Here is a 26,120-nt window from a genome sequence, read left to right as displayed (position 1 = left end):
TTCACTAAAGCTGTCGATCGATAGATATCGACCAGCCATCAAAAAGAAATAGCGCAAAGCGCTTTAAGGGAGAGATCATGACCGGTTTAAAGTACCGCCATTTAGCGGTATTGCCGCTTGCTGTGGCTGCGGCAAGCAGTCTGGCGCAGGAGAGCAACAGCCTTCTCGGGGGAGGGCTTTTGGAGGAAGTCGTTGTTACCGCGCAAAAGCGCGAACAGAAGGCTATCGATGTACCTATTGCCATCGGAACGTTTAGTGCGCGCGACATCGTTAAGACTGGCGCACTGACACTTCAGGATATCGACGACTTTATCGTTGGCTTTGATGCCGGCGACGATACCTTTACGCAAACAGGCTATTCCGTTCGGGGTATCTCAAGTCCGAACATTTCAACGGGTGGTGATCCATCCGTTGCAACTTTCTATGACGGCGTTTATTTGCCACGCGCTGCCACAACGGTCGCCTTTGCTGACATGGAGCGCGTTGAAGTGCTCAAAGGTCCCCAGGGAACCCTGTTCGGCCGTAACGCTGCGGCGGGTGTCGTAAGCCTGGTGCCCAACGCACCGTCTTTTGAAACCGAGGGTTTTGCTCGCGTCCGTGCAGGCAACTACAACCTTGCTCGAGTGGAAGGCATGGTGAACGTGCCGGTGAGTGATACTTTCGCAGTTCGCGCCAATGCCATTTTCAACCAGCGAGATGGCATATCAGACAATCAAGGCCCTGCAAGTTTTGACGCGGGTGAGAAGGGTAACTGGGCAGCACGCGTCGCCGCGCGCTGGGAGCCTTCGGATCAAACCGCGTTCCAGCTGGCAATAGACGTTGATCACTTTGATCAGGCGCCTCCCATGGCACTGGGTCTGAGCCCCTACGCGCTGAATACCGATCCTTACAGCGGTAACTTCGAGAACGACGTCATCGAGGGTGAAGAGACCCGCGATATGGTCGGCGTTACCGGCAAGATGTTTCAGGACTTCAACGACGAGTGGTCCATGACGGCTATTGCGAGCTATCGCCAGTTTGAGACGACCAACCGTTAAGAGGAAGATGGCACAGCTGATGCGACGCGTTACTTCGACACTAACAACATCGAAGACTCGGACATCTTTTACGGTGAGTTGCAGTTTAACTACAACACCGAGCGTGTCGCCGCGGTGTTCGGTGCGACCTACAGCCTGGAAGACACTTTTCAGCGCACGGACTCGAACGCGCTAGCGGATTACATCACGCGTTTGGTGACTCAGGACCTCAACGCCACTCTCGGAACACCCTTCGATCACATCTGGAACCCCAATGAGTTTGCATTTCTTCTAAATGCTCTTGGTATTCCGGCGACCCCAGAAGAAGTCGTCGACACGGGCGATCTGTACTACGACGTGGTGTCGGGTGCTTTTGGTGCACCGATTATCTTTGGCCCGTCCTTTGCGGGCACAGTCTGGAACGAAGCCATCATCAACGAGGGCGAGTTTGAGAACTATGGCGTGTACGCGGATGTGGAGTACGCCTTAACCCAGCAGCTATCGCTGACAGCGGGTCTGCGCTACAGCGAAGACAACAAAGACTTCAGCTGGCTGATTCCAGTCACTAGCTTTGCGTCGCTGCGCCCGGGCGTCAGCAACCAGATCTTTACCGGGGCTACTGGTGAGTTTGAGTCTGCTGCCACAACACCCCTTGAAGCCAGCGACTCCTGGAGTAAGACTACGGGGCGCCTAGTCGCGTCTTATCAGCTGAGTGACGAGCTGATTACCTATGCCTCTTACTCCACGGGATACAAGGCGGGTGGCTTTGACTCTTTAGGTATTGAGTCATCGCAGCAGCCGCTGGCGCCGGAAGAGTCCGATCAAATCGAGCTCGGCCTGAAAGGCGACTTGTTCTCAGGACGATTGCGGTTACAGCTCGCGCTGTTCGAACTTAATGTTGACGGTCGTCAGCGCTCGGTTGAGACCCGTCCTCCGGGACAAGGCAACGCCATTCCTACGGTAATTAACGTGGACACCGGCGTGCAGGGCTTTGAGGTTAATGCCAGCTGGCTGATAGCGGAGAATCTGTTGCTCACGGGTCTCACCACCTGGAGAACCGAGGACACGACCTCCGGCGAGTTTTATGACGCTAACGGGGAACTTACTCGTTTTGACGAATCAAATGATGCAGCGAACGATTACACGATGACCCTGGACTGGCGGCCCCAATTTGCCACCGGCGAGTTGCTGGTTCGGGGGGAGTACATCTTCCGGGAGAACACTCGCTCACCTGAGGATCCCAACTACAATCCCGCCTTTGAGTCAGTTGAGGGTTACACCGACGACACTACGCTGGTTAATGCTCGTGTTGCCTGGACTAACTCCGAAGCGAGCTGGGAAATTGCGCTCTGGGGTCGTAACCTCCTCGACGAAAAATCCCTCAATGGCATCAGCCAGATCACCGCCGCGTCCTTTGGAACACCCTATGCCCGCATAGCGGATCCGCGAACCTACGGGATAGAGGCATTGTTTAACGTTTAGGTGATAATGCGGCTCGGACTTTCGGGTCCGAGCCGATTTTTTCACGGAGAAAGTTAACTATGGCTAGCAAGTTTTCCTGGGGACACATCAACATCAACGTGAGTGATCTCGATGCGTCCATCGCGTTTTATCAGAAGCTCGGCTTTGAGACATTCTTGCCGACCATTCCCTACCTCAATTTAAACTCTCAGCAGCAAAACACGCTCGATGAAGGCAGTGCACTTGCCCTCGGCGTGAGCGGCAGCCCCAAGGGTCGTGCCTGCATCATGCAGATAGACGATGGATTTCCAAAGCTTGATCTTACGGAGTTTGGTGGACTTGATCAGCGCGATCCCCTCGAGAACAAAGACCTGGGTGTGGTGCGTATCTGTCTGATATCCGAGGATTTAGCGTCTGACTATCAGTCTCTGGTGGACGCTGGCGTGGAGTTTTTGTCGCCACCTCAGCAATGCCATGAACGGCTGGCGGATGTCGCTACCTGTGTCGATCCGGACGGTACACGAATCGAGTTGTTGCAGGTGTATCTGGAGCGATGGGGCGAGTTCCTGTAAGCGTTTGCTCTTATGCCTAAGCAGCTAAACCCCCTCAGCTTTGAAGTCATCTACGGGCTTGCCTGTGAGCGCAAGGGCGGCCCGGCGGCGGTGGATGCTTTACTTCCCAAGCCCCTCAGTAAAGCGAAGTTACGCAGCTTATCCAGTGATCGATATCTCGCCGAGTTTACTCGCAAGATATTTCAGTCGGGATTTGTCTGGCGCGTAGTGAACCAGAAGTGGGATAACTTCGAAGAGGTATTTTGGGGTTTTGATATCGAACGCCTGCTGATGATGCCCGATGACATGCTCGAGCGAAAAGCCAAGGATCCGGCGATTATCCGCAACTACACCAAAGTGAAAACTGTGCGTGAGAATGCGGCGATGATTGCCGAGACCGAACGTCGCGAAGGCAAGAGCTTTGGTCGCTTTATTGCTGACTGGCCGACTGAGGATGTGATCGGCCTGTGGCTCTATCTAAAAAAACATGGCCATCGCCTGGGGGGGAACACAGGGCCCTATGCTCTGCGAACTTTAGGCGTGGACAGCTTTTTGCTGACGCAGGATGTCGAAGGCTTTTTGCGCAACCGCGGTGTTATAGACGGCGGGCTGACCAGCAAAAAGTCTCTCCAGGCCACGCAGGATTTTTTCAACGAACTGCAATCCCAATCCGGTCGCTCCCTGTCGGCACTCAGTCGCATCGTCTCTTTTAGCTACGGGCAAAACCACGTGGGGATGCAGCAATAGGCTAGGCTGTTTCCCGGACTGCATCACCAAGAGCAGTGCAGAGCTGCTCTATTTCTTGATCCTGAATAACAAATGGCAAGCCAAGCTGAATCGTGTCGCCGCCGTAGCGAACGTAGAAACCTTTCTCCCACATGCGCATACCCACTTCAAAGGGTCGCAGTGTCGGATCACCATTTTTCGGCTCCAGAGTGATCGCAGCCGCAAAACCATAGTTCCGGATATCGCTGATGCCAGGTACTCCGTGGAGCGCATGGATTGCCGCTTCGAGAACAGGAGCTTTTTCGGCTACTCGTTGTGGCAGCGCCTCTTGCTCCAGCACGTCCAGTGTTGCGAGTGCTGCAGCGCAGGCCACAGGGTGCGCCGAGTAGGTGTAGCCATGGAAGAACTCAAGCAGGTGCTCGGGCGTGTCTTGATTCATGAAGGTATCGTAGATTTCCTTTCGGGCGACGACCGCGCCCATGGGGATGGCGCCATTGGTAATCTGCTTGGCCGTATTCAAAATATCCGGCACAACGCCAAAAGCGTCGGCGCCCGTCATTGCTCCGCAGCGACCAAAGGCGGTGATCACCTCATCAAAGATCAGCAAAATATTGTGTTCGGTGCAGATTTCCCGCAAGCGCTTTAGGTAGCCCACGGGCGGGGGTAGAACGCCGGCAGAACCTGCCATGGGTTCTACGATCACGGCAGCTATGTTGCTGGCGTCGTGCAAGGCGATCATTTCCAGGAGCTGGTTTGCCAGATGGGCGCCGTGTTCAGGCATGCCCCGCTGGAACTGATTCTCGGGAATCATTGTGTGTGAAAGGTGATCTGCTTCTATCCCCTGGCCAAACATCTTGCGATTCGCTGCGATGCCGCCTACGGATATTCCACCAAAGTTTACGCCGTGGTACCCCTTGATACGCCCGATGAGCCGCGTTTTGCTGGGCTGGCCTTTCAGGCGCCAGTAAGCCCGGGCCATTTTTAGAGAGGTATCTGCAGACTCCGAACCCGAGCCGGTAAAAAACACGTAATCCAGATCCTCGGGCATGAGCTTACGGAGGCGCTCGGCAAGTTGAAAAGATTTGGGCTGCGCAAACTGGAAAGCAGGGGAGTAATCCAGCGTTCGCAATTGCTGGTTTACCGCGTCGGCAATCTCCGGGCGGTTGTGGCCAAGGCCCGAGGTCCACAGACCAGATAGGCCATCCATGATCCTCCGACCTTTGTCGTCGATGTAATAGATTCCATCTGCACCCACGATAATGCGCGGGTCCTTTTTAAACTGACGATTGCCGGAGTAGGCCATCCAGTGTGCATCAAGGCCGGCGGTGGTGATGGTATCCGTGAGGCCGGATGCCGAATGTTCCAGGGGTTTTTCGATGCTTGTCATGTGCTAACTCCCGCGTCGAATAGAGAACTCCGACGGATATCTACTACCGAAAACTAAGATGTCGAAGACTGTGTACTTCCTACAGTCTTTGTTTACTATCGTCTCTACTTGCGACGAGTGAAATCACCCTTCAGGGGGATGTCATAGAACGATTTTTGAGCATAGCTGAGGAACACGCCCTGAGCCACTGTGGCTTAGGTATTTCTGGTGCTGTCAGTGCCAAAGTTGGCAGGTCGGGAAAACGATGAGTGAGATAGTTGGCGGCGGAGCAAAGAAGGTTCTTTATACGCTGAACACCGTCAGGCGTATGGGGCTTGCCAATTCAGCCAAGGCTTTGCGTGCCAAAAACGCCTGTAAAGCCTGCGGGCTGGGTATGGGAGGGCAGCTTGGCGGCATGACCAATGAGGCCGGGGAGTTCCCCTCGGTATGCAACAAAAGCGTGCAGGCGCAATCGACGGATGTGCAAACGGCGATTCCCTCCCAGTTTTTTTCTCATTCCCTGGACGAAATACGTGAGTTGACGGCGAAGGAACTTGAGCACGCAGGACGTTTGGGGCGTCCCGTTTACAAGCCCGCCGGTGCCAGCCACTTTGAAGAACTGTCCTGGGATGCGGCCATGGATATTGCCAGCGCGCGCATGGCCGATACGGATCCTCATCGGGCTTTTTTTTACTCGTCGGGCCGCTCATCCAATGAGTCGGGCTTCGTGCTGCAGCTGCTGGCTCGGTTATGGGGCACGAACAACGTCAATAACTGTTCTTTTTATTGTCATCAGGCGACCAGTGTCGGCCTGGGTTCAACCATAGGCACGGGCACATCGACGGTAGAGCTTGACGATTTAAATGGATGCGACCTGATCTTCGTTTTCGGTGCTAACCCGGCGTCTAACCATCCGCGCTTTGTTCACAAGCTCATCGCCTGTCGAGAGCGGGGCGGGGAAGTCATTGTCGTGAATCCCGCCAAGGAACCTGGCCTGGTTCGCTTTGCTGCGCCTAAAAGCGCGCGCTCCATGATCAGCGGCGGTACGGAGATAGCCTCACAGTACTTGCAGCCCAGGATTGGTGGCGACCTGGCGGCGCTTAAAGGTCTTGCCAAGGCGGTGCTTGCCTTAGAGGCGCAGAACACCCCCTTCATTGATGACCATTGCCAGGGCTGGGCCGAATTCCGCGACGATCTTGCGGCCACGACCTGGGATGAAATTAGTACGGAGTCCGGACTGAGCCGGCTGGAACTCGAGCGCGTGGCCACCGTGTATGCACGCAGCAGTAACGCGGTTTTCGCCTGGGGCATGGGCATGACCCATCACCGCTTTGGTAGCGAGAATGTGGAGTACATCGCGAATCTCGCGCTCCTCAGAGGGATGATGGGTAGGCGCTTTGCCGGACTGCTGCCGCTGCGTGGTCACAGCAATGTGCAGGGTATTGGCACTATCGGTGTAAAGCCGGTGTTGGCGGAGGATGTCTTCGACAATATCGAGCGTGAGCTGGGCGTAAGTCTGCCGGATACTCCGGGCTTCGATACTCTTGCCGCGCTGGAAGCAGCAGACCAAGGCGATATCGATGTGGCCTGCGTGGTGGGCGGCAATCTATACGCTGCGACCCCAGATTCAGCATGGGCGGCGCAGGCGATGGATCGCATCGGCCTGCGTATTCACTTAACGACGACTTTGAATCAAGGGCACTTGCACGGTGTTGCGGGCGATTTGTTGATATTGCCTGTGGCGGCGCGCGATGAAGAGGAGCAGTCCACAACACAGGAATCGATGTTCAACTTTGTACGCTTGAGTGATGGAGGTATTCATCGCCTTCCAGAGGTGCATTCGGAGGTTAGGATACTGTCCGAGCTAGGACAGCGTTTGATACCTAGCTCGGTGGTGGACTTTGAACGCTTTGCGAGTCATGAGAACGTTCGCCAGGTGATCGCCCGAACAGTGCCCGGCATGGAGGCGCTCAAAGATATTGGAGTCGCCAAAAAAGAGTTCCATGTTAGGGATCGATTGATGCACGAACCTGTGTTTCATACACCCACTGCAAAAGCGCAGTTTCGCGTTCACGCACTGCCGACGGTAAATGAAGTAGCGGATAGCTATCCCTTTCTCCTCGCATCTGTTCGCAGCGAGGGACAGTTCAACAGCATCATCTATGAAGAGACGGACAGCTATCGCTACGGCGCTGATCGCCGGTCGGTGCTGGTATCCCCGGACGATCTTGCCGCATTGAAGCTATCTGCTGGAGATCGAGTGGATGTGCTCTCGGCCCACGGCGAAATGCTCGGCCTTAGTGCCCAGCCCTTCAATCTGCCAATGGGAAGTCTGCTGGCCTACTATCCCGAGGCTAATGTGCTTACGGACCGAGAGCGAGACCCTCGGAGTCAAACGCCACGATTTAAGTCTATTCCCGTTAAGCTGCGCCGCAGTGTGACCGCATAAAAAATGCCGATATCGGCACGTTGTTGACGTGCCTTCCTGATCAGAGCTCTCGGTGGCGTCCTATCAGCGCAGCCTACTCCGATGATGCCAGGCGAATGTCCACACCGCAGTCGTAGTAGCAGGCCCCGCCAATGGCGGACTCCTGATGTCCGGGCAGCAATGCATTGACGGTGCAGCCCGTGGGGGAGTCAACGATCCAGGCACCTTTTGGAACATACAGAGTGCCGGGGCGAACATCGTCACTGACGAGCGCCGGAAGATGCACTTTTGCGCGGTCGTTATAGAGTTCAACCATCGCGCCGGTTTCGATGCCGTGAGTTTTTGCATCGCTGCGATGTAACTCGCACACCAGGTCACGTTTCTGTTCCTCAAGACCACCAAAGGTTGAGTTGGTGCGAAGCTCCGATGCGGGTGTCACCAGAACAAAATCCCGCTTGTCTGGCGACTCCAGATAGCGCGGCACTCCCTGGCCGCATTGCTGCTCCATAGTTTCGCTGAACAGTTCTATTCGACCGCTGGGTGTAGTGACGCTACCGCCGCGCAGCATCGCCGGATCGGCATAGGGCGTCATGTCCAGCGCCTTACCATCAGCTAACTCGGGAATAGCGTCATTCACAGAGGCAAAGGCCTGCTCCACGAGCGCATCATCGGAATCGCTGAATGCGGATTCATTAAATCCAAAGCGCTGTCCAAGACGGCGAAACAGTTCCATGTTACTCAGGGACTCACCTTGAGCGGGGATCACCGCACGGGATCGTTGGAGGTAGCGGTGTCCATAGGCTTTGTACACATCACCATATTCGAAGTGCGTGCTGGCCGGCAGCACCAGGTCGGCGCAGGCCATAGAGTCGGTCATACTCACGTCACTGCCCACCACAAACACCTCGTCACTAAGCAGTGCCTGGCGCATGCGCTCTTGCTGGGGATGCACAGCGACGGGATTGTGGTTGTAGATAAACAGCCCCTTGATCGGTGTCTCGTCTCCCGGCTCCAGCACGTAGCGTGGAATATCCAGAACGTTAATTTCGCGAAGGCCCTCAGGCGCTAAATCAGGCCTGGCAAGTCGCTCTTTGTCCATAGGAAAGAACCGCGAAACATCACAGATACCCGCGCCTTTGGGTCCGATGTTTCCTGTAAGCGCCATGAGAGAGAAAGCAGCTCGGATGCCGGCGCTGCCATTGCGATTGCGTTCGGGCGCTACGCCAATGCTCATAGCGGCAGGTCGGTGTTGGCGAAACAGATCAGCCAGATCCTCTATCTGTGCTGATTCGAGACCGCAAAGACTAGACGCTCTTTCCAGGCCGAACTCCTTTGCAGCCCTTCGAAACTGCTCAGCGCCGTGGGTGTGATCACGAATAAAGGTTTCGTCCAGATCGCCACTGGCGTCCAGCAACGCCGTGACCGCATAGGCGAGCGCAACGTCGGAGCCCGGGAGTAATGGGATATGTAAATCTGCATCACGCGCTATTCGTATGCGTTTGGGATCAATGACCACGAGCTTTGCGCCGCGCCTCTGCGCGTCGCGAATAATCGTTGTGAGGTGCAGGTTGCAGGTGGTGATGTTGTTTCCCCACACAATGATTAGCTGAGCGTCTGCGAGTTCTTCGACGTCTATGCCACCCGCATCGCCAAACACTGTCTCCCAGGCTGAACTGGACGTACCTGCACACAAGGTTGAGGCGTTGATCTTGCTTGAACCCAGCCGATTAAAAAATCGCCTATCCATACTGCCGCCGGCAAGGACTCCCATGGGGCCGCCGTAGTACAGCGGCGCGATAGCTTCGCTGCCCCAGCGCTGCTGTATCTCTGTGAATCGCTCAAAGATGGTGTCCAGGGCCTGGTCCCAGCTAATGGGCTGAAAGTCGCTACCCCCCAAGCTGGCGCGTCTGAGCAACGGTGTGCGAATGCGCAAATCACCATGCACCTGGCCAGGGAATGAGTTCACGACTTTGGCGCAAATCTTGCCGCGAGTGAAAGGATTCGCTTTTCCGCCACGTACCGCAGTGAGCGTGTCGCCTTCGGTAGATACCTCCAGGCTACAGGTGTCTGCGCAGTCCAGGGGGCAAACGGTTTGCTGTGTTTGTCGCTGAGGCTTTGAATCAGAGGACTGTGGGGACTGATAGTGGTTCATAAGCGTGCTCCTCGAAACAGCGCTGCCGCGGTAAGGCATCGCGCAGTCGCTAAAAGATGCAGCCGATCATACCCCAGCGATTGGGACCTCTGACAATAGGTATTGCGTTGAGTGAGGGCTGAGTAGAGGGTCGCAGAAGCAAGCGGTATCTGCGGGGACAGCACACTATCACTGCATTGCTAGTGAGACCTTGGCCTGAGAAGCCTGGAGGGGTAACTCTTGATTGACGTGGGCATAGAGAAAGTCAGTGAGTGACTGTCGCGAGCCATATTGCGCAAGATAGTTCCAGCTGAGCGCTTCACCTAGATCAACGCGAACCGTGTCTCCACATTTTTTTAATGCTTCGCGCATCAGCATAGCCATGCGCAGGGGCTCCGCAACGTGGCTCGCTACGTGAAACTTCCGACTGTTACGACCATGAAAGTAAACCGGCAGCACTGTGGCCTGACTTTGCTGGATGAGTTTTGCAGCGAAGGTGGTCCAGGGGCCATCGTGGGTCTGACCGAAGCCAAACTTGTTGGCAGTTGAGACCATTCCTGAAGGGAAGATAAGCAGGGGGATATCTTCGCGTAAGGAATCCAGCGCAAGCTTCTTTGATCGGATGTTGTTCTGCAGCGCGGCTTTGTTGTTCTGGAAGTCGATGGGCAAAAAGCGCGGAGCAAGATCTGAGTCCTGGCAGAGCATGGCATTGAGCATGATTCTAAAGTCTGAGCGCAGCTGTGCAGCAATATCACAAAGGATCAGACCGTCTACGATGCCAAAGGGATGGTTGGCCAGGATTACGAGGGGGCCGCTGCGTGGCACGCTGTTCAGGCGAGCGATATCCAGATCTACATGGACATCGATCGCATCAAGGGCCTGACGGAAAAAAGTCGAAATATCAAAAGTGCCGCGTTTTAAGTCGTGATAGATCGCTTCTATGCGGCGTCGCCCCAGCAAAACTTCCAGCGACGCAATACAACGTCGGGTCAGCCACGGATCAGAAGGCTGCACATAGGATATTGATGGGTACTCTCGGACGTAGTCGTACATGATGAAGTGCACACGATGAGGCCTCAAAGCGTGCAGGGTATGACTGAATTACTACGTATTTATGACAGTTTGCCACGGCGCAAATACGGGGAACTGTATCGTATAGGTCTCAGAGCCCCTGGTTAGCTTTTGTGAGGCCTTTTGCTTTTCTGTACGATCATGTCCTACATACTTGAGTAGACAGTGGGAAGCGGTGACGAGTCAAAAAGCGATCACTTTGTGTAATGGAGCGCTGAAGTTTAGCGCTATCGAGCAGGGTTCTGGACCGGTAGTTCTGCTACTGCACGGGTTCCCCGACACGCTGGAAACCTGGAGTGAACAGATAGCTGTGCTTGCAGATGCGGGTTATCGCGCGATAGCTGTTGCTACCAGAGGATACGAGCCTGAATCCCAACCGGAAGACGATGACTACTCTTCTGCGGCCTTGGCCGGTGATGTGGTGGCGTGGATGGATGAATTGGAGTGCCAGTCGGCGCACATCATCGGGCATGACTGGGGTGCATCGATTGCGTACGCCGCAGCCATGGCGGTGCCCGAGCGAATTTTGAGTTTAACGACAATGTCTGTCCCCCATGCAGGTCGTTTTTTGGCAGAGATTCACAAGTATCCGAAACAGCTCAGGATGTCCTGGTATATCCTTTTCTTTCAGACACCGGCTCTAGCTGAGTTTGCCGTGAAGCGTAAAGATTTTGCGTTCCTGCGCTGGCTTTGGCGGACCTGGAGTCCCGGCTGGGATTTTGAAGAGCAAGACTTTGAGCGCGTGGTGCAAACCTTCCGAAGAGCCAATGTCGTTGAGAGTGCATTGGGATACTACCGTGCGGCAGTCGGTCTTGATTCACTGCCATGGCGCGGCTCCTATGATGCAGAAGAAGCGTGGCCTATCAATGTGCCCACGCTGGGTATTACTGGCAAAAACGAAGGCTGCATAGCCGCTGACGTCTTTACAGCCATGATGCGTGAGGACGACTTCCCCAAGGGTCTCAAAGTTGTAGAAGTCCCTGATGCCGGTCATTTCCCACACCGGGAGCGGCCGGAGTTTGTTAACGCACTGCTTGTGGACTGGCTCGATCATCACACCGGGCATTAGCCAGATTGATATAGACCTTGCTCTGGCGCTGCAATAAAAGCTTCGCAAAACCTTAATCTTTTCGTAACGACTACCTACTAGTTTCGCTGAAACCCATTGGTGATGGTCCGGTCGGAACATCACGGCGCAAGGTAACTCATGCCCGATGGCTTAACGTCCTACGCTTTGCTGGCTGTCGTCAGCGGTTTCCTTGCCCACAAAACATTTGTTCGCCTGCGCCTCTCTCGCGCCAAACACGCCTCTGTGCGCGGGCATGCCAAATGGTCGCGCAGGCTTGCCCGGCTCGTTCCCTATTACAGCTTTGGTGATGAGAACTATTTCTGTGCAGATGGCGCACCGTCTGAAATAGACCTAGCCCGTCGAAAGGCGATGCAAGGTCTGCGACGTAACGTTCTGGCTTCGCAGCCGCAGTCTCTGGCGTACTCTTCTTCCCTGCAGGACAGCGTATCTGACGTAAATTTCACCGCTGCTTACCGTGTTCCCTTTCCTTTTCGTGAAGGACTCCCCGACGAACTCAAGCAGGGTTCAATCATCGAAGAGAGCAGTGGTGTTCAGGTACGTGACATAGATGGTAACTGGCGCTACGACCTTACGGGATCCTACGGTGTCAACGTATTCGGCTACGACTTCTACAAGGCCTGCATGGATGACGCGCAGCGCCTTGTTGGCGACATGGGCCCTGTACTGGGTCCTTACCACCCAATCGTGAAAGACAATGTCGAGCGCATCAAGAGCGTTTCAGGTCTGGATGAAGTCTCATTTCATATGTCGGGCACCGAGGCTGTGATGCAGGCGGTGGGTCTGGCGCGTTACCACACGGGTCGCTCTCATCTAGTGCGTCTCTGCGGTGCTTATCATGGGTGGTGGGACGGCGTGCAGCCTGGCGTAGGCACTCATCGCGGGGTGGGCGATGTTTACACGCTTGCGGATCTCAGTGAGAACACGCTTCGAGTTCTGGAGACGCGCAATGACATCGCTTGCGTGCTGATCAATCCCCTTCAAGCCTTGAGTCCCAACGCCAACGCGGCGGGTGACGCTGCGTTGTTTGGCAGTAAACGCTCCGCCTATTTTGATCGAGAGGCCTACACGGACTGGCTGCACAAGATTAGAGACGTCTGCACCGCAAAGAGCATCGTTCTCATTTTTGACGAGGTATTCCTCGGTTTTCGTCTGGGTTACGGCGGTGCCCAGGAGTACTTCGGTATTCAGGCAGATATGGTGACTTACGGGAAAACCCTTGGCGGGGGTTATCCCGTGGGTGTTCTCTGCGGAACGCACAAGCTCATGAAGCGCTATCGCGACAAGCAGCCAGCGAATATTTCCTTTGCCCGCGGCACCTTTAACTCCCACCCCTACGTTATGGCTGCGATGAACAGCTTTTTGCGGCGCATAGAAGAGCCTGACTGTCAGGCGCTTTATGCCGAGGGCGAGATGCTATGGAACAAGCGTGTTGGAATACTCAATGCGCGTTTAAGTGCCATTGGCGCTCCGGTCGAGATAGCCAATATGCACAGCATTCTCACGGTGCTGTACCGCAAGCCCAGCCGCTACAACTGGATGCTGCAGTTTTACCTCCGCGCCGAAGGGCTGGAGTTAAGCTGGATTGGCAGCGGCCGGATGATTATGAGCTTTAACTTCAGCGATGAGGACTTCGCTGAGGTCATGTCGCGATTTGAGCGCGCTTGTCTTCGTATGCTGGACGATGGTTGGTGGTGGCAGAGCGACACTCTCACCGATGCCAGTATTCGAAGCCAGCTCATTTCGGAAATGCTGCGCGCCCGCTTCCCGCTTTTCCGGAGTAAACGACCGACTACTTCAATCATCGGCGATAGCCGCCTGGAGGAGAGCTCATGACTGTAACCGCGTTTCCACGAACACCGCGTCCTGGTGAGTTTCGGGCCTCCTTGGCGCAGGAGTTTGATGACTTCTTACAGAAAGAGGCGCAACGGTTTTCTTCCTCGAACTGTCTGCGCGTCGACCTTCATTGTCACGACAAAAACAGCGATAAGCCTGACGAGCTTTGGGGGAGGATTCTTGGTCTTCCAGAGACCTGGTTGAAGACCAGTGACCTCGTGAAGTGTCTCAGACGCAATGGCAGTGACGTTGTGACAGTGACAAACCACAATAATGCGCGATCTTGCTGGGATCTGCAGGAGAAGGGTGAAGACGTTCTGACGGGATGTGAGTTCACCTGCCACTTCGAGGAGTTTGACCTCTACTGTCACGTTTTAGCCTACGGGTTTTCTCGAGCACAGGAAAACATCCTCAACGAAAAGCGTGAAGACATCTTTGAGTTCCTACGCTATGCCGCCGCGCAAAACATCCCGCTGGTTCTGCCGCATCCGCTTTACTTTTACACCACCAACGAAAAACTCGATATCGCTCTGTTTGAGAAGTTAGCGGTGATGTTTCAGCGTTTTGAAGTGCTCAATGGCCAACGGGATTTGTGGCAGTCGACACTTACCCTGAACTGGTTGCAAAGTCTGACTCCAGCAAAGGTTAAGGAATATGCCAACAAGCACGGTTTGAATCCTGAAGAGTTTGGAGTTGACCCGGATAAACCCAAGGTGCTGACTGGTGGTTCGGATGATCATATGGGCCTTTACGCAGGGCAGTGTGGATCACTGCTGATGATCCCGAATTTGCAAGAACGGCTGAAAAGCGAGAAAGCGTCAGATCTGGCGCTCGAAGCACTTCGTGAAGGCCGCGTCTCTCCCTACGGCAGTGTGGGCGAGAATCAGAAATTGAACATCGCGTTGCTCGACTTTTTTGCGCAAGTCGCAACTAAAATTGAAGACCCGGGTTTGTTAAGGATCCTGCTACACCGTGGCGAGGCTTACGATAAGTTTGCCTGCTTTGCGATCAGCAACCTTTTGCTCGAGCTGCAGAAACATAAGCACAGCAAAAAGTTCTTTGAATTTGTGCACGACGCGCTGCAGGGCAAGAAGCCCAACAAGATGTTGAAGTGGAAGGTTCCAAAGAAATACCGATTCTGTGTCCGCCATCTCGAGACCATCGCCGAGGCACGTTCCGGTTCACCAGAGTCCTTCACCAAGACGGTTAATGAGTGCATTGCTGAGCTCTTTACGGAGCTCAATCGCCTGATGTTAGAAAAAGTGCAGAGCTCCGATCTGCTCCGTGAAACCGGATTGATGAGTAGCCTGTCTACGGAAGAGCTCACCAGGAAATTTGAGCTACCCAGCCAGTTATCAGCGCTCATATTTGGCGGTGGCGGAGCGTACCCCAGCCTGGGTGAGAAGCACGTCCGGGAGCTTATCGATAAGGTGGCGTTCCCATTTATGATCTCCCTGGTGCTTGCCGGCGCCTCCGTCGCCAGTACCCGGGCGCTCTACAAGAATCGCGACTTTCTCAATAGCTTTGCCTCACATACCGGAAGCAATGAGCACGATCATCGTGTTCTGTACCTGACCGATACCTTGTTCGACAAAAATGGGGTGTCTAACTCTCTGGGCGGAAAGCTTCAACACATACAAAAGCACGATATCGCCATCGACTTTCTCATTTGCCACGAGTCGGCCGAAGCGCAACCGCATCTGCATGTTACCCGACCCCTTGCGTCCTTCACCTTGCCCGATTCCGGGGAGCAGCGTTTGAGAATACCGGACCTCATGGAGGTCGCCCGAAAGTTTTATGAGGGTGGATACGACCGAGTCGCCTGTTCGACCGAAGGGCCCATGGTCTTGGTGGCGTTGTTTCTTAAGTTCAAATTCAATGTGCCCTGTCACTTCTTTATGCACACCGACTGGATTGAGTACATCAAGTCCACTACTAACGCGACGCGTCATGAGCGCGACCGAGTACGTCGACTCTTAAGGCTTCTTTACAACCAGTTTGACGGCGTCTTTGTTCTAAACACCGAGCATAGAGACTGGCTGGCTGGGCAAGAGATGCAGCTTGCGCCAGAGAAGCTCTTCATGACTGCCCATCATGCGCCAGAGCCAATTGCTGACATCACCCCTGTGTCCAAACACGATCTATTCCCTGACGCGAGTGAGGATACCCCGGTGTTGTTTGTGGCCTGCCGCTTAAGTGGCGAGAAGGGATTGTTTGATCTTCCGGAGATGCTGGCCGAAGCGCGGGAGCGCCTGCCCGACTTGCGATTGGTAATTGCAGGATCGGGACCCGACGAACAGGCCCTCAAGGAGGCGCTACCCGATGCGCTTTTCCTGGGCTGGGTTGATAAGCGGCGCCTCGCCAGTTTATATGCAGGCTTGGATCTCTTTGTGTTCCCCTCACGCTTCGACACTTTTGGCAACGTGCTGCTTGAGTCCTTCGTCTACGGCATGCCAGCCGTGGCCTATGACTGCAAAGGGCCGAGAGACATTATTGAGCATGGTAGATCCGGCTATCTGGTAGACGACCCCAGCGCGATGGCTCGATCGGTTATCGATTACTTTTCCTGGCCGGATGAGCGCACACAGATGAGTCGGAACGCTCGAGCCCGGGCGGGAGAGTACAGCGCCGATGACATCATGAGTCGCTTTGTACAGGATCTGGGGCTTCCTGCGCCTGCTTGTCTCATAGAACATCGCTCCGTCGCCTGAGTATGTCCATGGCGCTGCGCAGCCTGAGTCAGCAGGAGCAACTTAACTTCCTGCTCACTAACCGTATTCCCCGGCGTCTGGCGACACGGTTTATGGGTTGGTATAGCAGTATCGAGAGCCGCTGGCTGACTCGCGTTTCTATCAAGCTTTGGCAACTGTTTGCTGATGATCTGAAGTTAGAGGAGGCCACCCAGTCAGATTTTCTCAGTCTGGGGGAGTGTTTTACCCGTCAGTTGAAACCTGGCGTCAGACCTATCGATGTGGATCCTACAGTGAGTATCAGTCCTTGCGATGCGATTGTGGGAGAGTTTGGACAAATTGAAGGTACGACGCTCTATCAGGCCAAAGGGTTTCCCTACGAATTAGCGGACCTGATTCCTTGTCAGGACTTGCAAGACAAGTATCGCAATGGTCGCTTCGTAACACTGAGACTTAAGTCCAGCATGTATCACCGCTTCCACGCGCCGCTGGATTGTCGTGTAGACAGGGTTACCTATCTCTCGGGCGATACCTGGAATGTGAATCCCATTTCCTTGCGGCGCATCGAGAACCTCTACTGCAAGAACGAACGGGCGATTTTGGATCTGCAGTTAGCCGATCCGAAGAGTGGGGTTTGTTTGGTCGCCGTCGCGGCAATATTGGTCGCGAGCATTCGCCTGCACAGTCTGCCGGAGGGAGTGGATGTCCGCGGAGCCAGTTCCGAACATCTGGTTAAGTCGAGCAGCTATGCCAAAGGAGACGAGATGGGGTTCTTTCAACACGGCTCGACCATCATCGTGTTTGCTACTAATGACCACATGTTCAACGAGGAGCTGCAGGTGGGAAAACAGATTCGCATGGGCGAGGCGCTCTTTTCCAGGGTTGCACAAAACGCTCATACATCGAAAGAACCCGCCGAGACTCTCGTCGAAGCTTAACTATTTTTATCGGTACACCGGAGGCTAGACCATGAAGTTCAGAGAAGAATTACATAAGCAGCGATGGGACGACCATCGTTTCTATCATCACAATCGAGTGAACCAGTTTTTACACTTGCTGAGTGCCAGCTGCTTTGTGGCGAGCTACTACCTGATTTTTGTTGATCCAGTAGCGGCAGTCATGGTCGGCTGGCTTCTGGCGATGGTCCTGCGTCAAATTGGACACTTTTACTTCGAACCCAAAGACTTTGATCAGGTTAACGACGTCAGCCACGAGTACAAAGAGAGCGTGAAGGTGGGTTACAACCTGCGCCGCAAGGTGGTCTTGTTGAGCATCTGGGTGGCGGTGCCGGTTGTGCTCTTGGTCAATCCGAGCTTCTTTGGCCTACTTAATGCGGCGCAAGTCGAACAGGGTCTCCTCTACACGACGGCAATACTCTGGCTCTTTACCGGCTTGGGCGCCGTAGTATTCCGAACCGTGCATCTGTTTTTTCTTATGGGTGTGCAGTCGGGTCTGGTCTGGGCCACCAAGATCCTCACGGATCCTTTTCATGATATTAAGATCTATCACCGTTCACCCTGGCATCTGATCAAGGGCGAAATGTACGACGACATGACCGACTGGTATGCAGAGGTTCCCGGGAATGACGATCACGGTATTGCTAAAGGCATGTGATTGACGCTATTACCCAGCGCCTGTTTGCGCAGGTGCCCGATAAAACGCTTTATCACTACACATCACTCTCGGGCCTCATGGGTATTGTCGAGAGTGGTGCGCTGAGGGCCAGTGATGTTCGTTACATGAACGATTCGGCGGAGCTTCGACATACGCTGAGCCTGCTGCAGAAACATATCACTGAGCGCATCAACAGCGGTGCCGACGACCCGGTATTGCTCAATAAGTTACTTGAATGGCTTTCCCATCGGATCGCCAACGGCCCGATGCTCTTTGGGGCTTCCTTTCGGGTCAACGGTAACCTGTTGAGCCAGTGGCGGGGCTATAGCAATCACAGCAAAGGCGTAAGTCTGGGGTTCAATCCCGAGCACGTGCATGAGTGTGCCAGGCGTCAGGCTTTTCAGGTGGCGGCCTGTCAGTATGATTCGGCGTTTCAGGCCGCGCTTATCGAGCAGATTGTTGATGGCGTCGAGGTGCTGGCGGCCGCGCGACCGCAGAGTGAGAGTGATGATGGCTGGGCCCCGGTATTTGAGGAGATAGAGGGCGATCTCCTGCGCATCGCCGCGCTGTTAAAGCATCCCTCCTTTGAAGAGGAGCAGGAGTGGCGCATCGTTTCGCCACTAATCACGCCCACTCGTGGGATGCCCGTGCACTTTCGCGAAGGCGATGCCATGCTGGTGCCTTACTACCTTTTTGAGCTCACAGCCCGTGAGTCCGGGGGTATCGACCTGGACCATGTTTTTATCGGGCCGTCTGCCAACATTAATCTGTCGACAAATTCGGTAGCACTGTTTCTAACCAAGTTGCAGGCCGAGCCCCGCCGGGGTATCAGCTATTGCCAGATACCCTATCGAAAGCGTTAGTCAGATTTCCGGACTCGGAATAGCGCTTACTGTTTAAAATCCAGCGGCGGAGGGCCTGGCGGCAAGATGCCCTCGTACTCATAGTCGCCTTTGCGTTCTTTAAACTCTTCCTTGATGGCCTCAATGAGATCGGGATCTTCGTAAAGATCGATCATAGTCATTGCCAGCGCCTTTGAGGCATATACGAGACCTTTGTGGCCAATGGACATGCCGCCTGTCGCAACCACCGCCCAGGAATGCCAGGGCACATCTTTGGGAGCAATGGGTGCGCTGAGGCTGATCGTGGGCACCACAAAGCTGACGTCGCCGACGTCAGTGGATCCTCCTGGCGGGTTTTTCTCGGTCTCTCTAAAAGGTTTTACTTCTGCGTCCATTCCCACCTGGGGTTTTTCTGTGGCCTCCTGAATTGCCTTGGCATAGCGCTCTTCTTCCGCCGTGTAGCTAATGGAGCCGAGTGTTTCGAGGTTCGCTTGGAGTGTGGCACCACCCGTGCGATTCACGAGTATTTCGTGCACGCCCGAAATCAGCGTCACCTTGTAACCAACGTCGGCGAGGATTGCGGCACCCTCGGCCATCTCTTTGACTCGCTCATACACCGGCGTCATTCCTTCGCGGCTGCGATCTCTCACCCGCACCCATATCTTGGAATAGTCCGGTACTACGTTCACGACCTTGCCCGCGTCCATGATGTGATAGTGAATCCGCACGGTAGGCTCGATATGCTCGCGATAGGCATTGATGCCGTGGGCGTAGAGCTCAAGAGCATCGCTAGCGGAGCGGCCATTCCATGGGTCCCCCGCCGCGTGTGCTGACTGACCGTCAAACTCCACCAAAAAGTCCACCAGAGACTGTGTACTCTGTGCGCTCGCTTCGATGTTGTCTCCCGGATGCCAGTCCATCATGACGTCAACGCCATCGAAGGCACCGGCGCGGATCATCCAGAGCTTGCCAAAGAATTTCTCTTCGGCGGGTGTGCCGTAGTAACGAATCGTGCCGGAAATCTCGCCAGCCTCAATCTGCTCCTTTACCGCGATGGCGGCGCCCAGCGACGCAGCACCAAAAACATTGTGACCACAGCCGTGCCCGGGAGCACCTTCAACAAGCGGCGAGCGGGTAGGCACCGATGCCTGGGACAAACCGGGGAGGGCGTCGAACTCTCCCATGATCCCGATCACCGGTTTGCCGCTGCCAAACTCAGCGACAAACGCCGTGGGAATTTCTCCAATGCCGGTTTCCACGCGAAAACCATGCTCCTCTGCATGTTTGATGAGCGCAGCGGCTGACTGAGTCTCCTTAAAGGCGATCTCGGCATGCCCCCAGATCTCGTCACTGAGAGCGGTGAGCGAACCTGCCTGGCGATCTACAGAGCTAATGATTTGAGCTTTAAGTGCATCCTTGTCCGCGGCAATACCCGCAGATGATGTAGTGATTAGCAGTGCGGTAGCAATGTAGCGCAGTCTTGCTTTGATCATCTCGACGTTTCCTGTATTCGAAGAGTCAGCCGTAACGCTAGCCTAAGCCACAGCGTAAGGCCAGAGGCCATACCGGCTCTCAAGACAGCGAGGCACAAGAAAGTGCTCCCAAGATCTTCTGTCCCCTCGCGATTGCTAGCAATTCGCTCGCGGCACAAAATGCCAGGTGGTCTATAGTAGGAATCGATCTGTTTGCTGTGATTGAGCTAATACAACTAAGAAGGGTCACTTATGTCACAAACAAAATCCATCAAAGCCCTACGCACGCCCGACGAGCGTTTTGCGAGCATTCCTGATTTTGATTATCCCGTTTCCTATGCAGACGATCTGCCGGGCTACGAGGGTTTGCGCATCGCGTGGATAGATGCCGGACCCTCGGATGCAGATGAGGTGTTTCTCTGTCTGCACGGTGAACCGAGTTGGTCGTATTTGTATCGACGAATGATGCCTGTGTTTTTGGAGTCCGGCGCACGAGTGATCGCGCCAGACCTACTGGGCTTTGGTCGATCCGATAAGCCCATAGAACAATCCGACTATACGTTTAATTTTCATCGCGATTATTTATTGGCACTGGTAGAGCGACTCGATCTTCGTAACATCACACTGGTTGTGCAGGATTGGGGCGGTCTTCTGGGTCTGACCCTACCAGTAGATGCCAACTTTAAACCTCGCCTGTCGCGGCTGCTGGTGATGAACACCGGTTTGGGCGTGGGCAAGTCGCCCAGCGATGGATTCCTCGCCTGGAAGAACTATGCGCTGAGTACCCCGGACTTACCCATAGGGGAGCTTATTGCGCGAGGCACGCCCCATTTGACCGACGCAGAGATAGCGGCCTACGACGCGCCGTTTCCGGGACCCGAGTACAAGGCAGGAGCGCAGATGTTTCCGGCATTGGTGCCGGTCTCTCCGGATATGGAGGGTGTCGAGGTAAGCCTGGAGGCGGCTCAGTTCTGGTCCAAGGAATGGACAGGTAAGAGTTTTATGGCCGTGGGTGATGCTGATCCTGTGCTCGGGCCGGCGGTGATGGAGAGTTTGCGCGCTTTGATTAACGGCTGTCCCCCCGCAATGATGATTGAGGGCGGCGGACACTTTGTGCAGGAGTGGGGCGAGCCCATAGCCCGCGCTGCCTTGGAGTCCTTTGCGACGCAGAGTTAGACTTTGCCCGCTAATGTACTAACTTGTTGATAGGCAGTTATGTGCCGCGTCGCGGCAGTCTCGATAATAAGGTTAACAAGAGAGGGCTATGAAAACGGTTAGAGAAGAGCTTCCCACGTGCCTCGATGCCGGAGGTGTGTGTATTCAGGCTGAGGATTGGGGAGGCTTTAACGTCGCCCGCATACGATTCCCGAAGGGCGCCGATGCCACGCCGCTGCTCGAAGGCTTACCCGGTGATATGTGTCAGTGCCCCCACTGGGGAACAGTGCTCAAAGGCTCTATCAATGTGCGCTACGCTGATGGTCAGGAAGAGACAGTGCACGCGGGTGAGGTCTACTACTGGCCCCCGGGCCACACGGTGAGCGTTGATGAGGACTATGAATCGGTGGAGTTTAGTCCCAGTGATCAAATGGGCGAGTTGATCAAACACTTAGCCATGAAAATGGGTGTTTAAACCTCGATAGCATCGCTTTTGCGTAGGGCTGCGACGTTAGCGAGAGGGTTGGCTAAAGGTCATCCAGCGCCATAGTAAGTCGCAGTGCGTAACCGTCTTGGTCGATGATCTCATCGGCGCGTTCAATGAGCGCGTCCAGATCATCGCGCACGTGAATCATGCGGCCGCTCAGCCGGTCGGCGTCTCCCCCGGCGAGACGAAGGCATAGTTTTGCGGCATCTTCTGCGGGAAAAATCCAGGCTTCATCCGCCTTCGTATTCAGGATCAGACTCCCGAATTGTATTCAGGATCAGACTCCCGAATTTTTGAGTCCAGCTCCTTGGTCATGTCCGTCCAAACAAACCCCGGACTGATGGTGAAAACAGAAACGCCTGAATCGCCGAGACTGTCTGCTGTACAGTCCGACAATCGCATGAGTGCGGCCTTGGATGTTGAATACGCAGAAGCCCATCCTGTGGGGTTAACACCGACATAGGACCCCACATTAATGACGCAACCGCGACCCGCAGTCACCATATCTTGCAGCACAGCATGCATCATCAGGAATGGCCCCTTAAGATTGACTTCCATCACAGACCACCATTCGTCCGGGTCACACTGCCATAGAGGCCCTGATGCGCCACCTATACCCGCATTGTTGATCAAGATGTTGGGTGGGCCATAGGCATCCTTAATCTCTGCTAAGGCATGGGCGATGTCCCCGGCGTTGGCTACATCGCATGACCTGGCCATGGCTACTCCGCCAGCCGCGGTGATTTTCTCTACCGTTTGCTCAAGGGAGTTTAGCGATCGCCCGAGTACTGCAACGGCTGCACCTTGCGCTGCGAATGCTTCAGCGATGACCTTACCAATGCCACGGCCGCCACCGGTTACCAGGGCTACCTGGCCTTTAAGAATTTCAGTTGTCACAGTTCGGTGTTCCTCTGTTGCTTAAAAGAATGGTCGAGGTCTTCATGCAGCGGTAGGGGCTTTGAATTCTAGTCGTAGCGCTTGCCAGCGCGTTCCAGCCAACCATCTTCGTGCCTGCCACCAGGGTCGTGGTGCGTCCAATGCATCACTCCGCCTTTTTCGGTCCACTCGTATTCACCATTAAAGCCAACACGATCGCCTTTTCTGAGTTGGGGGATGCGGGGTGCCAGATCGATATTGTGTGCGACCAACAGAGTGAGACCTGAGTCCAGCTCTAGCAGAAAGCGCTGATGTTGACTCCCTTTAGTGTCGTCGGGGAGAACGTGTATTACGGTGCCGCTTCCACGCACCTGCAAATCGCTTTGACGGTTCTGAAATGCAGCTTCGAGGACGCTGTCGCTGCTGGCCACCGCTGTCGAGGAGTTAGTCGACGAAAACGTTTGGGCGCCATACTCGTTCCACAGCCAGGTGACTAAGGCGAGTACGATAACTAGTGGCAGTGACTTTTGTTTCATGGCGAGAGTTCTAAAACAGCTTAGGTGAATTCAGCGTTGACTCCTAGCCTAGCCACTCAGAACGGGGTTTGCGAGTCTTAGAGCTTCTTCGGAGTTTTGCGATGTTTGGTGTACCGCGTTGGTTCCGCATTGGCGGGGTCGTCGGGCCAGGGATGTTTTGGGTAACGCCCTCGCATTTCCTTTTTTACGGCCTCGTAGCTGCTTTGCCAGAAACCTGGAAGATCCTGTGTGATCTGCAGTGGTCGCCCCGCCGGCGAGAGCAAGTGCACAACGAGTGCTATGCGTCCGGAAGCAACACTGGGCGTTTGTTGGCAGCCAAACATCTCCTGCAGCTTCACCGGCAGCGTGGGCGGGTCTTCGCCGTAGTTTATTTTTATCTGCGAGCCTGACGGCACCGCGAAACGCTCCGGCAGTTCTGTTTTCAGTCTCTGTTGTTGGTCCCAGGAAAGTTGCGACTGCAGTGCAGAGAACAGGTCGATGTTTTTTAGGTCCGACAGCTTCTTTACCGTAAGCAGGTACGGAGCGAGCCAATGGTCGAGAGTTTTTGTGAGTTCGGGTATATCAAGCGCTGGCCAGCCAGACTCTAACTGCGACATCAGCCGGACTTTGCTAAGGAGTGCATTGGATTGCTCGGACCACGGCAGATTAGCTAACCCGGCGTCCCGGGTAAGCCGGATCAGCTTTTCGGTACGCGCTTCGTCGGAAACATCAGTGAGTCGCTCTCGATGCAGTGACAAGGCGCCCACCTTGACTTGGCGCTCTGCGATGAATCGTCCGCTTTTGCTATCCCAGTCTACGAGAGTCTCTTCTGACAGCTGCTCTTGTAGCAGCGTATCAAACAGCGCGGGATCCAGCGGTGCTGCCGAGCGAATCATGTCGCCTTTACGCCCGGACATGCCGCCGACTTCGGCGACTGCCAGCCACTTGGAACCGCCCAGCGCCTTGGGTGAATCAAACTGGCAACTGCGACCATTGGCGAGTTGATAGCCGCCAGAATGACGCTGACGTGCAATGCGATCCGGGTAGGCACTGGCAAGCAAAAAGCCACAGAGCTGATCCGGCTTGGGTCGCGGTACGCGAGCAGGTACATCTCGAGGGGCCTGCCGTGAGAACTGCCTGGCTAGTTGCAGGGTTCTTTTTTGCCAGCCACGAAATGCGCTGGGGCAGGGGACTTCGTCGCTGAGATACTCCAGCCGTGTTCGCATGTCGACGGACTCGCGACTCACGGGGTCACGATCAGACAACACCGCAGCAAGTTTTGCAGCGGTTTCCACAGCTCCCACAGATTGGCCCATGATGAGCATGTGGGCCAGACGGGGATGCGCCGCGATTTTTGCCATGGCAGCGCCGTGGGGTGTCAGGCGAAGGCCAGAATCGGTGTGGCGAATGGCCGCGAGTTCCAGAAGCAGCGCGACCGCCTGTTGATAGGGCCCTACCGGTGGTGCGGTAAGCCAGACGAGCTCTTGCGGATCGTAAACGCCAAAGGCAAAAAGCTGCAGCGCTAACGCCGTGAGGTCGGCGCTGAGAATTTCGGGATCGTCCTGCGCGTTCAGCAGTTGTTGCTGCGACTCTGTCCACAGTCGGTAGCAAGTGCCCGGACGCAGTCTGCCTGCCCGCCCTTTGCGTTGGACGCTGGAAGCCTGGGATATTTTTACCGTAGCCAATCGGCTCATTCCCGTATTGGGATCAAACTGTGGTTTGCGCTCGAGTCCTGAGTCGATAACGACATCGACGCCATCGATAGTGAGACTGGTTTCGGCGATATTCGTTGCCAGTACGACTTTGCGTTCTCCCGCAGGGCTAGGTTCGATCGCCCGCTGTTGTTCCTGAATGCTCAGCTCACCATAGAGGGGGTGGACACTGACGCTTGACGGTAGCTCCAGCTGATCCTTGAGCTGACGAATTTCACCCTGCCCGGGTAAGAAGACCAGCAGACTACTGTCGGGGTTTTCCGACAGTGCTTTGTGAACAACGGAGCTCACTCGCTCAGCGATGCGCTCTCTGGGTTTGCTGGCTCCGGCATACTGTTCCGAGACCGGAAACAATCTGCCTTCGCTGCGTATCGCCTGAGTTTGCAACAAGCTTTCGAGTTCTGCGGTTCCCAGAGTTGCGGACATCAGCATGATGCGCAGGGGCGTGCTTTGCTCGAAGGTTGCGCGTGCGCTAAGCGCCAAGGTGAGCCCCAGGTCAGCATCCAGCGAGCGTTCGTGAAACTCGTCAAAGATCAGGAGCCCGACGTCACTCAAGGACGGATCCTCTCGGAGCATCGCGAGAAGAATGCCTTCGGTAACCACTTCGATGCGCGTCGCAGCGGTGATCTTGGTGTCCAGACGCATTCGATAGCCGACGGTGCCACCGATGGGTTCATCCATAATTGCTGACATACGCAGCGCCGCGTTTTTAGCGGCGAGACGTCGGGGTTGGAGCATGATGATTTTGCGATTGTGCAGCCACGGCTCATCGAGCAGGGCAAGAGGCACGATGGTTGTTTTACCCGCGCCGGTGGGCGCTTCGAGAACAAGGTTGTGCTCGTGGCTCAGATGATTGCGAATATCCCCAAGGATTTCGCTAATCGGCAAGTTAGGGGTCTGTTTCAACGAAGAGTCAACGAGTGATCTGGGCAGTCAAGAATGGGCGCAATGTTTAAGCATCTACCGCGCAAAAGTCGCAAAGTAAGCCATACTCATTTGAGGCAGCAAGTTTGTACCTATGAGTCCAATAGCGGTAGTGTGACATGAAGCGACGAGCGGGATGATGCAAAGTTGCGGATAAATT

Annotated in this window: 19 protein-coding genes and 1 pseudogene; 13 read left to right on the top strand and 7 right to left on the bottom strand. The window is 54.9% G+C overall.

Annotated features, from left to right (window positions below):
• The first annotated feature begins 77 nt into the window (after positions 1 to 77).
• The 4 genes and pseudogenes from ACTG39_RS07180 to ACTG39_RS07165 all read left to right on the top strand — a co-directional run bounded on the left by ACTG39_RS07180 (position 78) and on the right by ACTG39_RS07165 (position 3,775).
• Entirely contained in the window at positions 78 to 1,037 is a 960-nt protein-coding gene (locus tag ACTG39_RS07180; protein WP_439106854.1) for a TonB-dependent receptor, read from the top strand.
• Positions 1,038 to 1,076: 39 nt separating this feature from the next.
• Positions 1,077 to 2,498, top strand: a pseudogene (locus tag ACTG39_RS07175) (TonB-dependent receptor domain-containing protein); the annotation flags it as partial.
• Positions 2,499 to 2,557: 59 nt separating this feature from the next.
• A complete protein-coding gene (locus ACTG39_RS07170) occupies positions 2,558 to 3,049 on the top strand; it encodes a VOC family protein (RefSeq protein WP_439106853.1) in 492 nt (163 codons plus the stop codon).
• A 12-nt stretch (positions 3,050 to 3,061) separates the two neighbouring features.
• Entirely contained in the window at positions 3,062 to 3,775 is a 714-nt protein-coding gene (locus tag ACTG39_RS07165) for a DNA-3-methyladenine glycosylase I (RefSeq protein ID WP_439106852.1), read from the top strand.
• A gap of 1 nt (position 3,776) precedes the next feature.
• Here the strand turns inward: ACTG39_RS07165 and ACTG39_RS07160 are convergent, their stop codons facing one another.
• Positions 3,777 to 5,141 carry an aspartate aminotransferase family protein gene (locus ACTG39_RS07160; RefSeq protein WP_439106851.1) on the bottom strand — a complete coding sequence of 455 codons (1,365 nt, stop codon included), beginning with the start codon at positions 5,139 to 5,141 and terminating at the stop codon, positions 3,777 to 3,779.
• A gap of 244 nt (positions 5,142 to 5,385) precedes the next feature.
• Here ACTG39_RS07160 and ACTG39_RS07155 point away from each other — a divergent pair, with 244 nt between their 5' ends.
• A complete protein-coding gene (locus ACTG39_RS07155; protein WP_439106850.1) occupies positions 5,386 to 7,569 on the top strand; it encodes an FdhF/YdeP family oxidoreductase in 2,184 nt (727 codons plus the stop codon).
• Between the two features lie 73 nt (positions 7,570 to 7,642).
• Here ACTG39_RS07155 and ACTG39_RS07150 read toward each other — a convergent pair whose 3' ends face one another.
• On the bottom strand, positions 7,643 to 9,700 hold the full coding sequence (locus ACTG39_RS07150) for a molybdopterin-containing oxidoreductase family protein (RefSeq protein WP_439106849.1): 2,058 nt from the start codon (positions 9,698 to 9,700) through the stop codon (positions 7,643 to 7,645).
• A gap of 168 nt (positions 9,701 to 9,868) precedes the next feature.
• Entirely contained in the window at positions 9,869 to 10,732 is an 864-nt protein-coding gene (locus tag ACTG39_RS07145; protein WP_439106848.1) for a lysophospholipid acyltransferase family protein, read from the bottom strand.
• A 193-nt stretch (positions 10,733 to 10,925) separates the two neighbouring features.
• Here ACTG39_RS07145 and ACTG39_RS07140 point away from each other — a divergent pair, with 193 nt between their 5' ends.
• The 6 genes from ACTG39_RS07140 (at position 10,926) to ACTG39_RS07115 (ending at position 18,840) form a co-directional block, all read left to right on the top strand.
• Positions 10,926 to 11,819, top strand: a complete 894-nt coding sequence (locus tag ACTG39_RS07140; protein ID WP_439106847.1) for an alpha/beta fold hydrolase — start codon at positions 10,926 to 10,928, stop codon at positions 11,817 to 11,819.
• 138 nt (positions 11,820 to 11,957) lie between these two features.
• Positions 11,958 to 13,673 carry an aminotransferase class III-fold pyridoxal phosphate-dependent enzyme gene (locus ACTG39_RS07135; RefSeq protein WP_439106846.1) on the top strand — a complete coding sequence of 572 codons (1,716 nt, stop codon included), beginning with the start codon at positions 11,958 to 11,960 and terminating at the stop codon, positions 13,671 to 13,673.
• Positions 13,670 to 16,384, top strand: coding sequence for a glycosyltransferase (locus tag ACTG39_RS07130; protein ID WP_439106844.1), 2,715 nt, complete (start codon positions 13,670 to 13,672; stop codon positions 16,382 to 16,384). The genes ACTG39_RS07135 and ACTG39_RS07130 overlap by 4 nt, the downstream gene beginning before the upstream one ends.
• Positions 16,385 to 16,392: 8 nt before the next feature.
• A complete protein-coding gene (asd, locus tag ACTG39_RS07125) occupies positions 16,393 to 17,301 on the top strand; it encodes an archaetidylserine decarboxylase (protein WP_439106843.1) in 909 nt (302 codons plus the stop codon).
• A gap of 31 nt (positions 17,302 to 17,332) precedes the next feature.
• On the top strand, positions 17,333 to 17,977 hold the full coding sequence (locus tag ACTG39_RS07120) for a hypothetical protein (RefSeq protein ID WP_439106842.1): 645 nt from the start codon (positions 17,333 to 17,335) through the stop codon (positions 17,975 to 17,977).
• On the top strand, positions 17,974 to 18,840 hold the full coding sequence (locus ACTG39_RS07115; RefSeq protein WP_439106841.1) for a DUF2971 domain-containing protein: 867 nt from the start codon (positions 17,974 to 17,976) through the stop codon (positions 18,838 to 18,840). Before ACTG39_RS07120 ends, ACTG39_RS07115 begins: the two co-directional genes overlap by 4 nt.
• 26 nt (positions 18,841 to 18,866) lie before the next feature.
• Here the strand turns inward: ACTG39_RS07115 and ACTG39_RS07110 are convergent, their stop codons facing one another.
• Positions 18,867 to 20,312 (bottom strand): amidohydrolase, encoded by a 1,446-nt coding sequence (locus tag ACTG39_RS07110; RefSeq protein WP_439106840.1) that lies wholly within the window; start codon positions 20,310 to 20,312, stop codon positions 18,867 to 18,869.
• Positions 20,313 to 20,543: 231 nt separating this feature from the next.
• Here ACTG39_RS07110 and ACTG39_RS07105 point away from each other — a divergent pair, with 231 nt between their 5' ends.
• A complete protein-coding gene (locus ACTG39_RS07105) occupies positions 20,544 to 21,467 on the top strand; it encodes a haloalkane dehalogenase (protein ID WP_439106839.1) in 924 nt (307 codons plus the stop codon).
• Between the two features lie 88 nt (positions 21,468 to 21,555).
• A complete protein-coding gene (locus ACTG39_RS07100) occupies positions 21,556 to 21,921 on the top strand; it encodes a hypothetical protein (protein WP_439106838.1) in 366 nt (121 codons plus the stop codon).
• A 264-nt stretch (positions 21,922 to 22,185) separates the two neighbouring features.
• Here the strand turns inward: ACTG39_RS07100 and ACTG39_RS07095 are convergent, their stop codons facing one another.
• The 3 genes from ACTG39_RS07095 to hrpB all read right to left on the bottom strand — a co-directional run bounded on the left by ACTG39_RS07095 (position 22,186) and on the right by hrpB (position 25,924).
• Entirely contained in the window at positions 22,186 to 22,830 is a 645-nt protein-coding gene (locus ACTG39_RS07095) for an SDR family NAD(P)-dependent oxidoreductase (RefSeq protein WP_439106837.1), read from the bottom strand.
• Positions 22,831 to 22,898: 68 nt separating this feature from the next.
• Positions 22,899 to 23,345, bottom strand: a complete 447-nt coding sequence (locus ACTG39_RS07090; RefSeq protein WP_439106836.1) for a DUF3465 domain-containing protein — start codon at positions 23,343 to 23,345, stop codon at positions 22,899 to 22,901.
• 77 nt (positions 23,346 to 23,422) lie between these two features.
• A complete protein-coding gene (gene hrpB / locus ACTG39_RS07085) occupies positions 23,423 to 25,924 on the bottom strand; it encodes an ATP-dependent helicase HrpB (RefSeq protein WP_439106835.1) in 2,502 nt (833 codons plus the stop codon).
• Between the last annotated feature and the right edge of the window lie 196 nt (positions 25,925 to 26,120).

It is taken from the genome of Congregibacter sp. (genome assembly GCF_965662665.1).
Lineage (GTDB): Bacteria > Pseudomonadota > Gammaproteobacteria > Pseudomonadales > Halieaceae > Congregibacter.
This window is presented reverse-complemented; position numbering and strand designations above follow the sequence as displayed.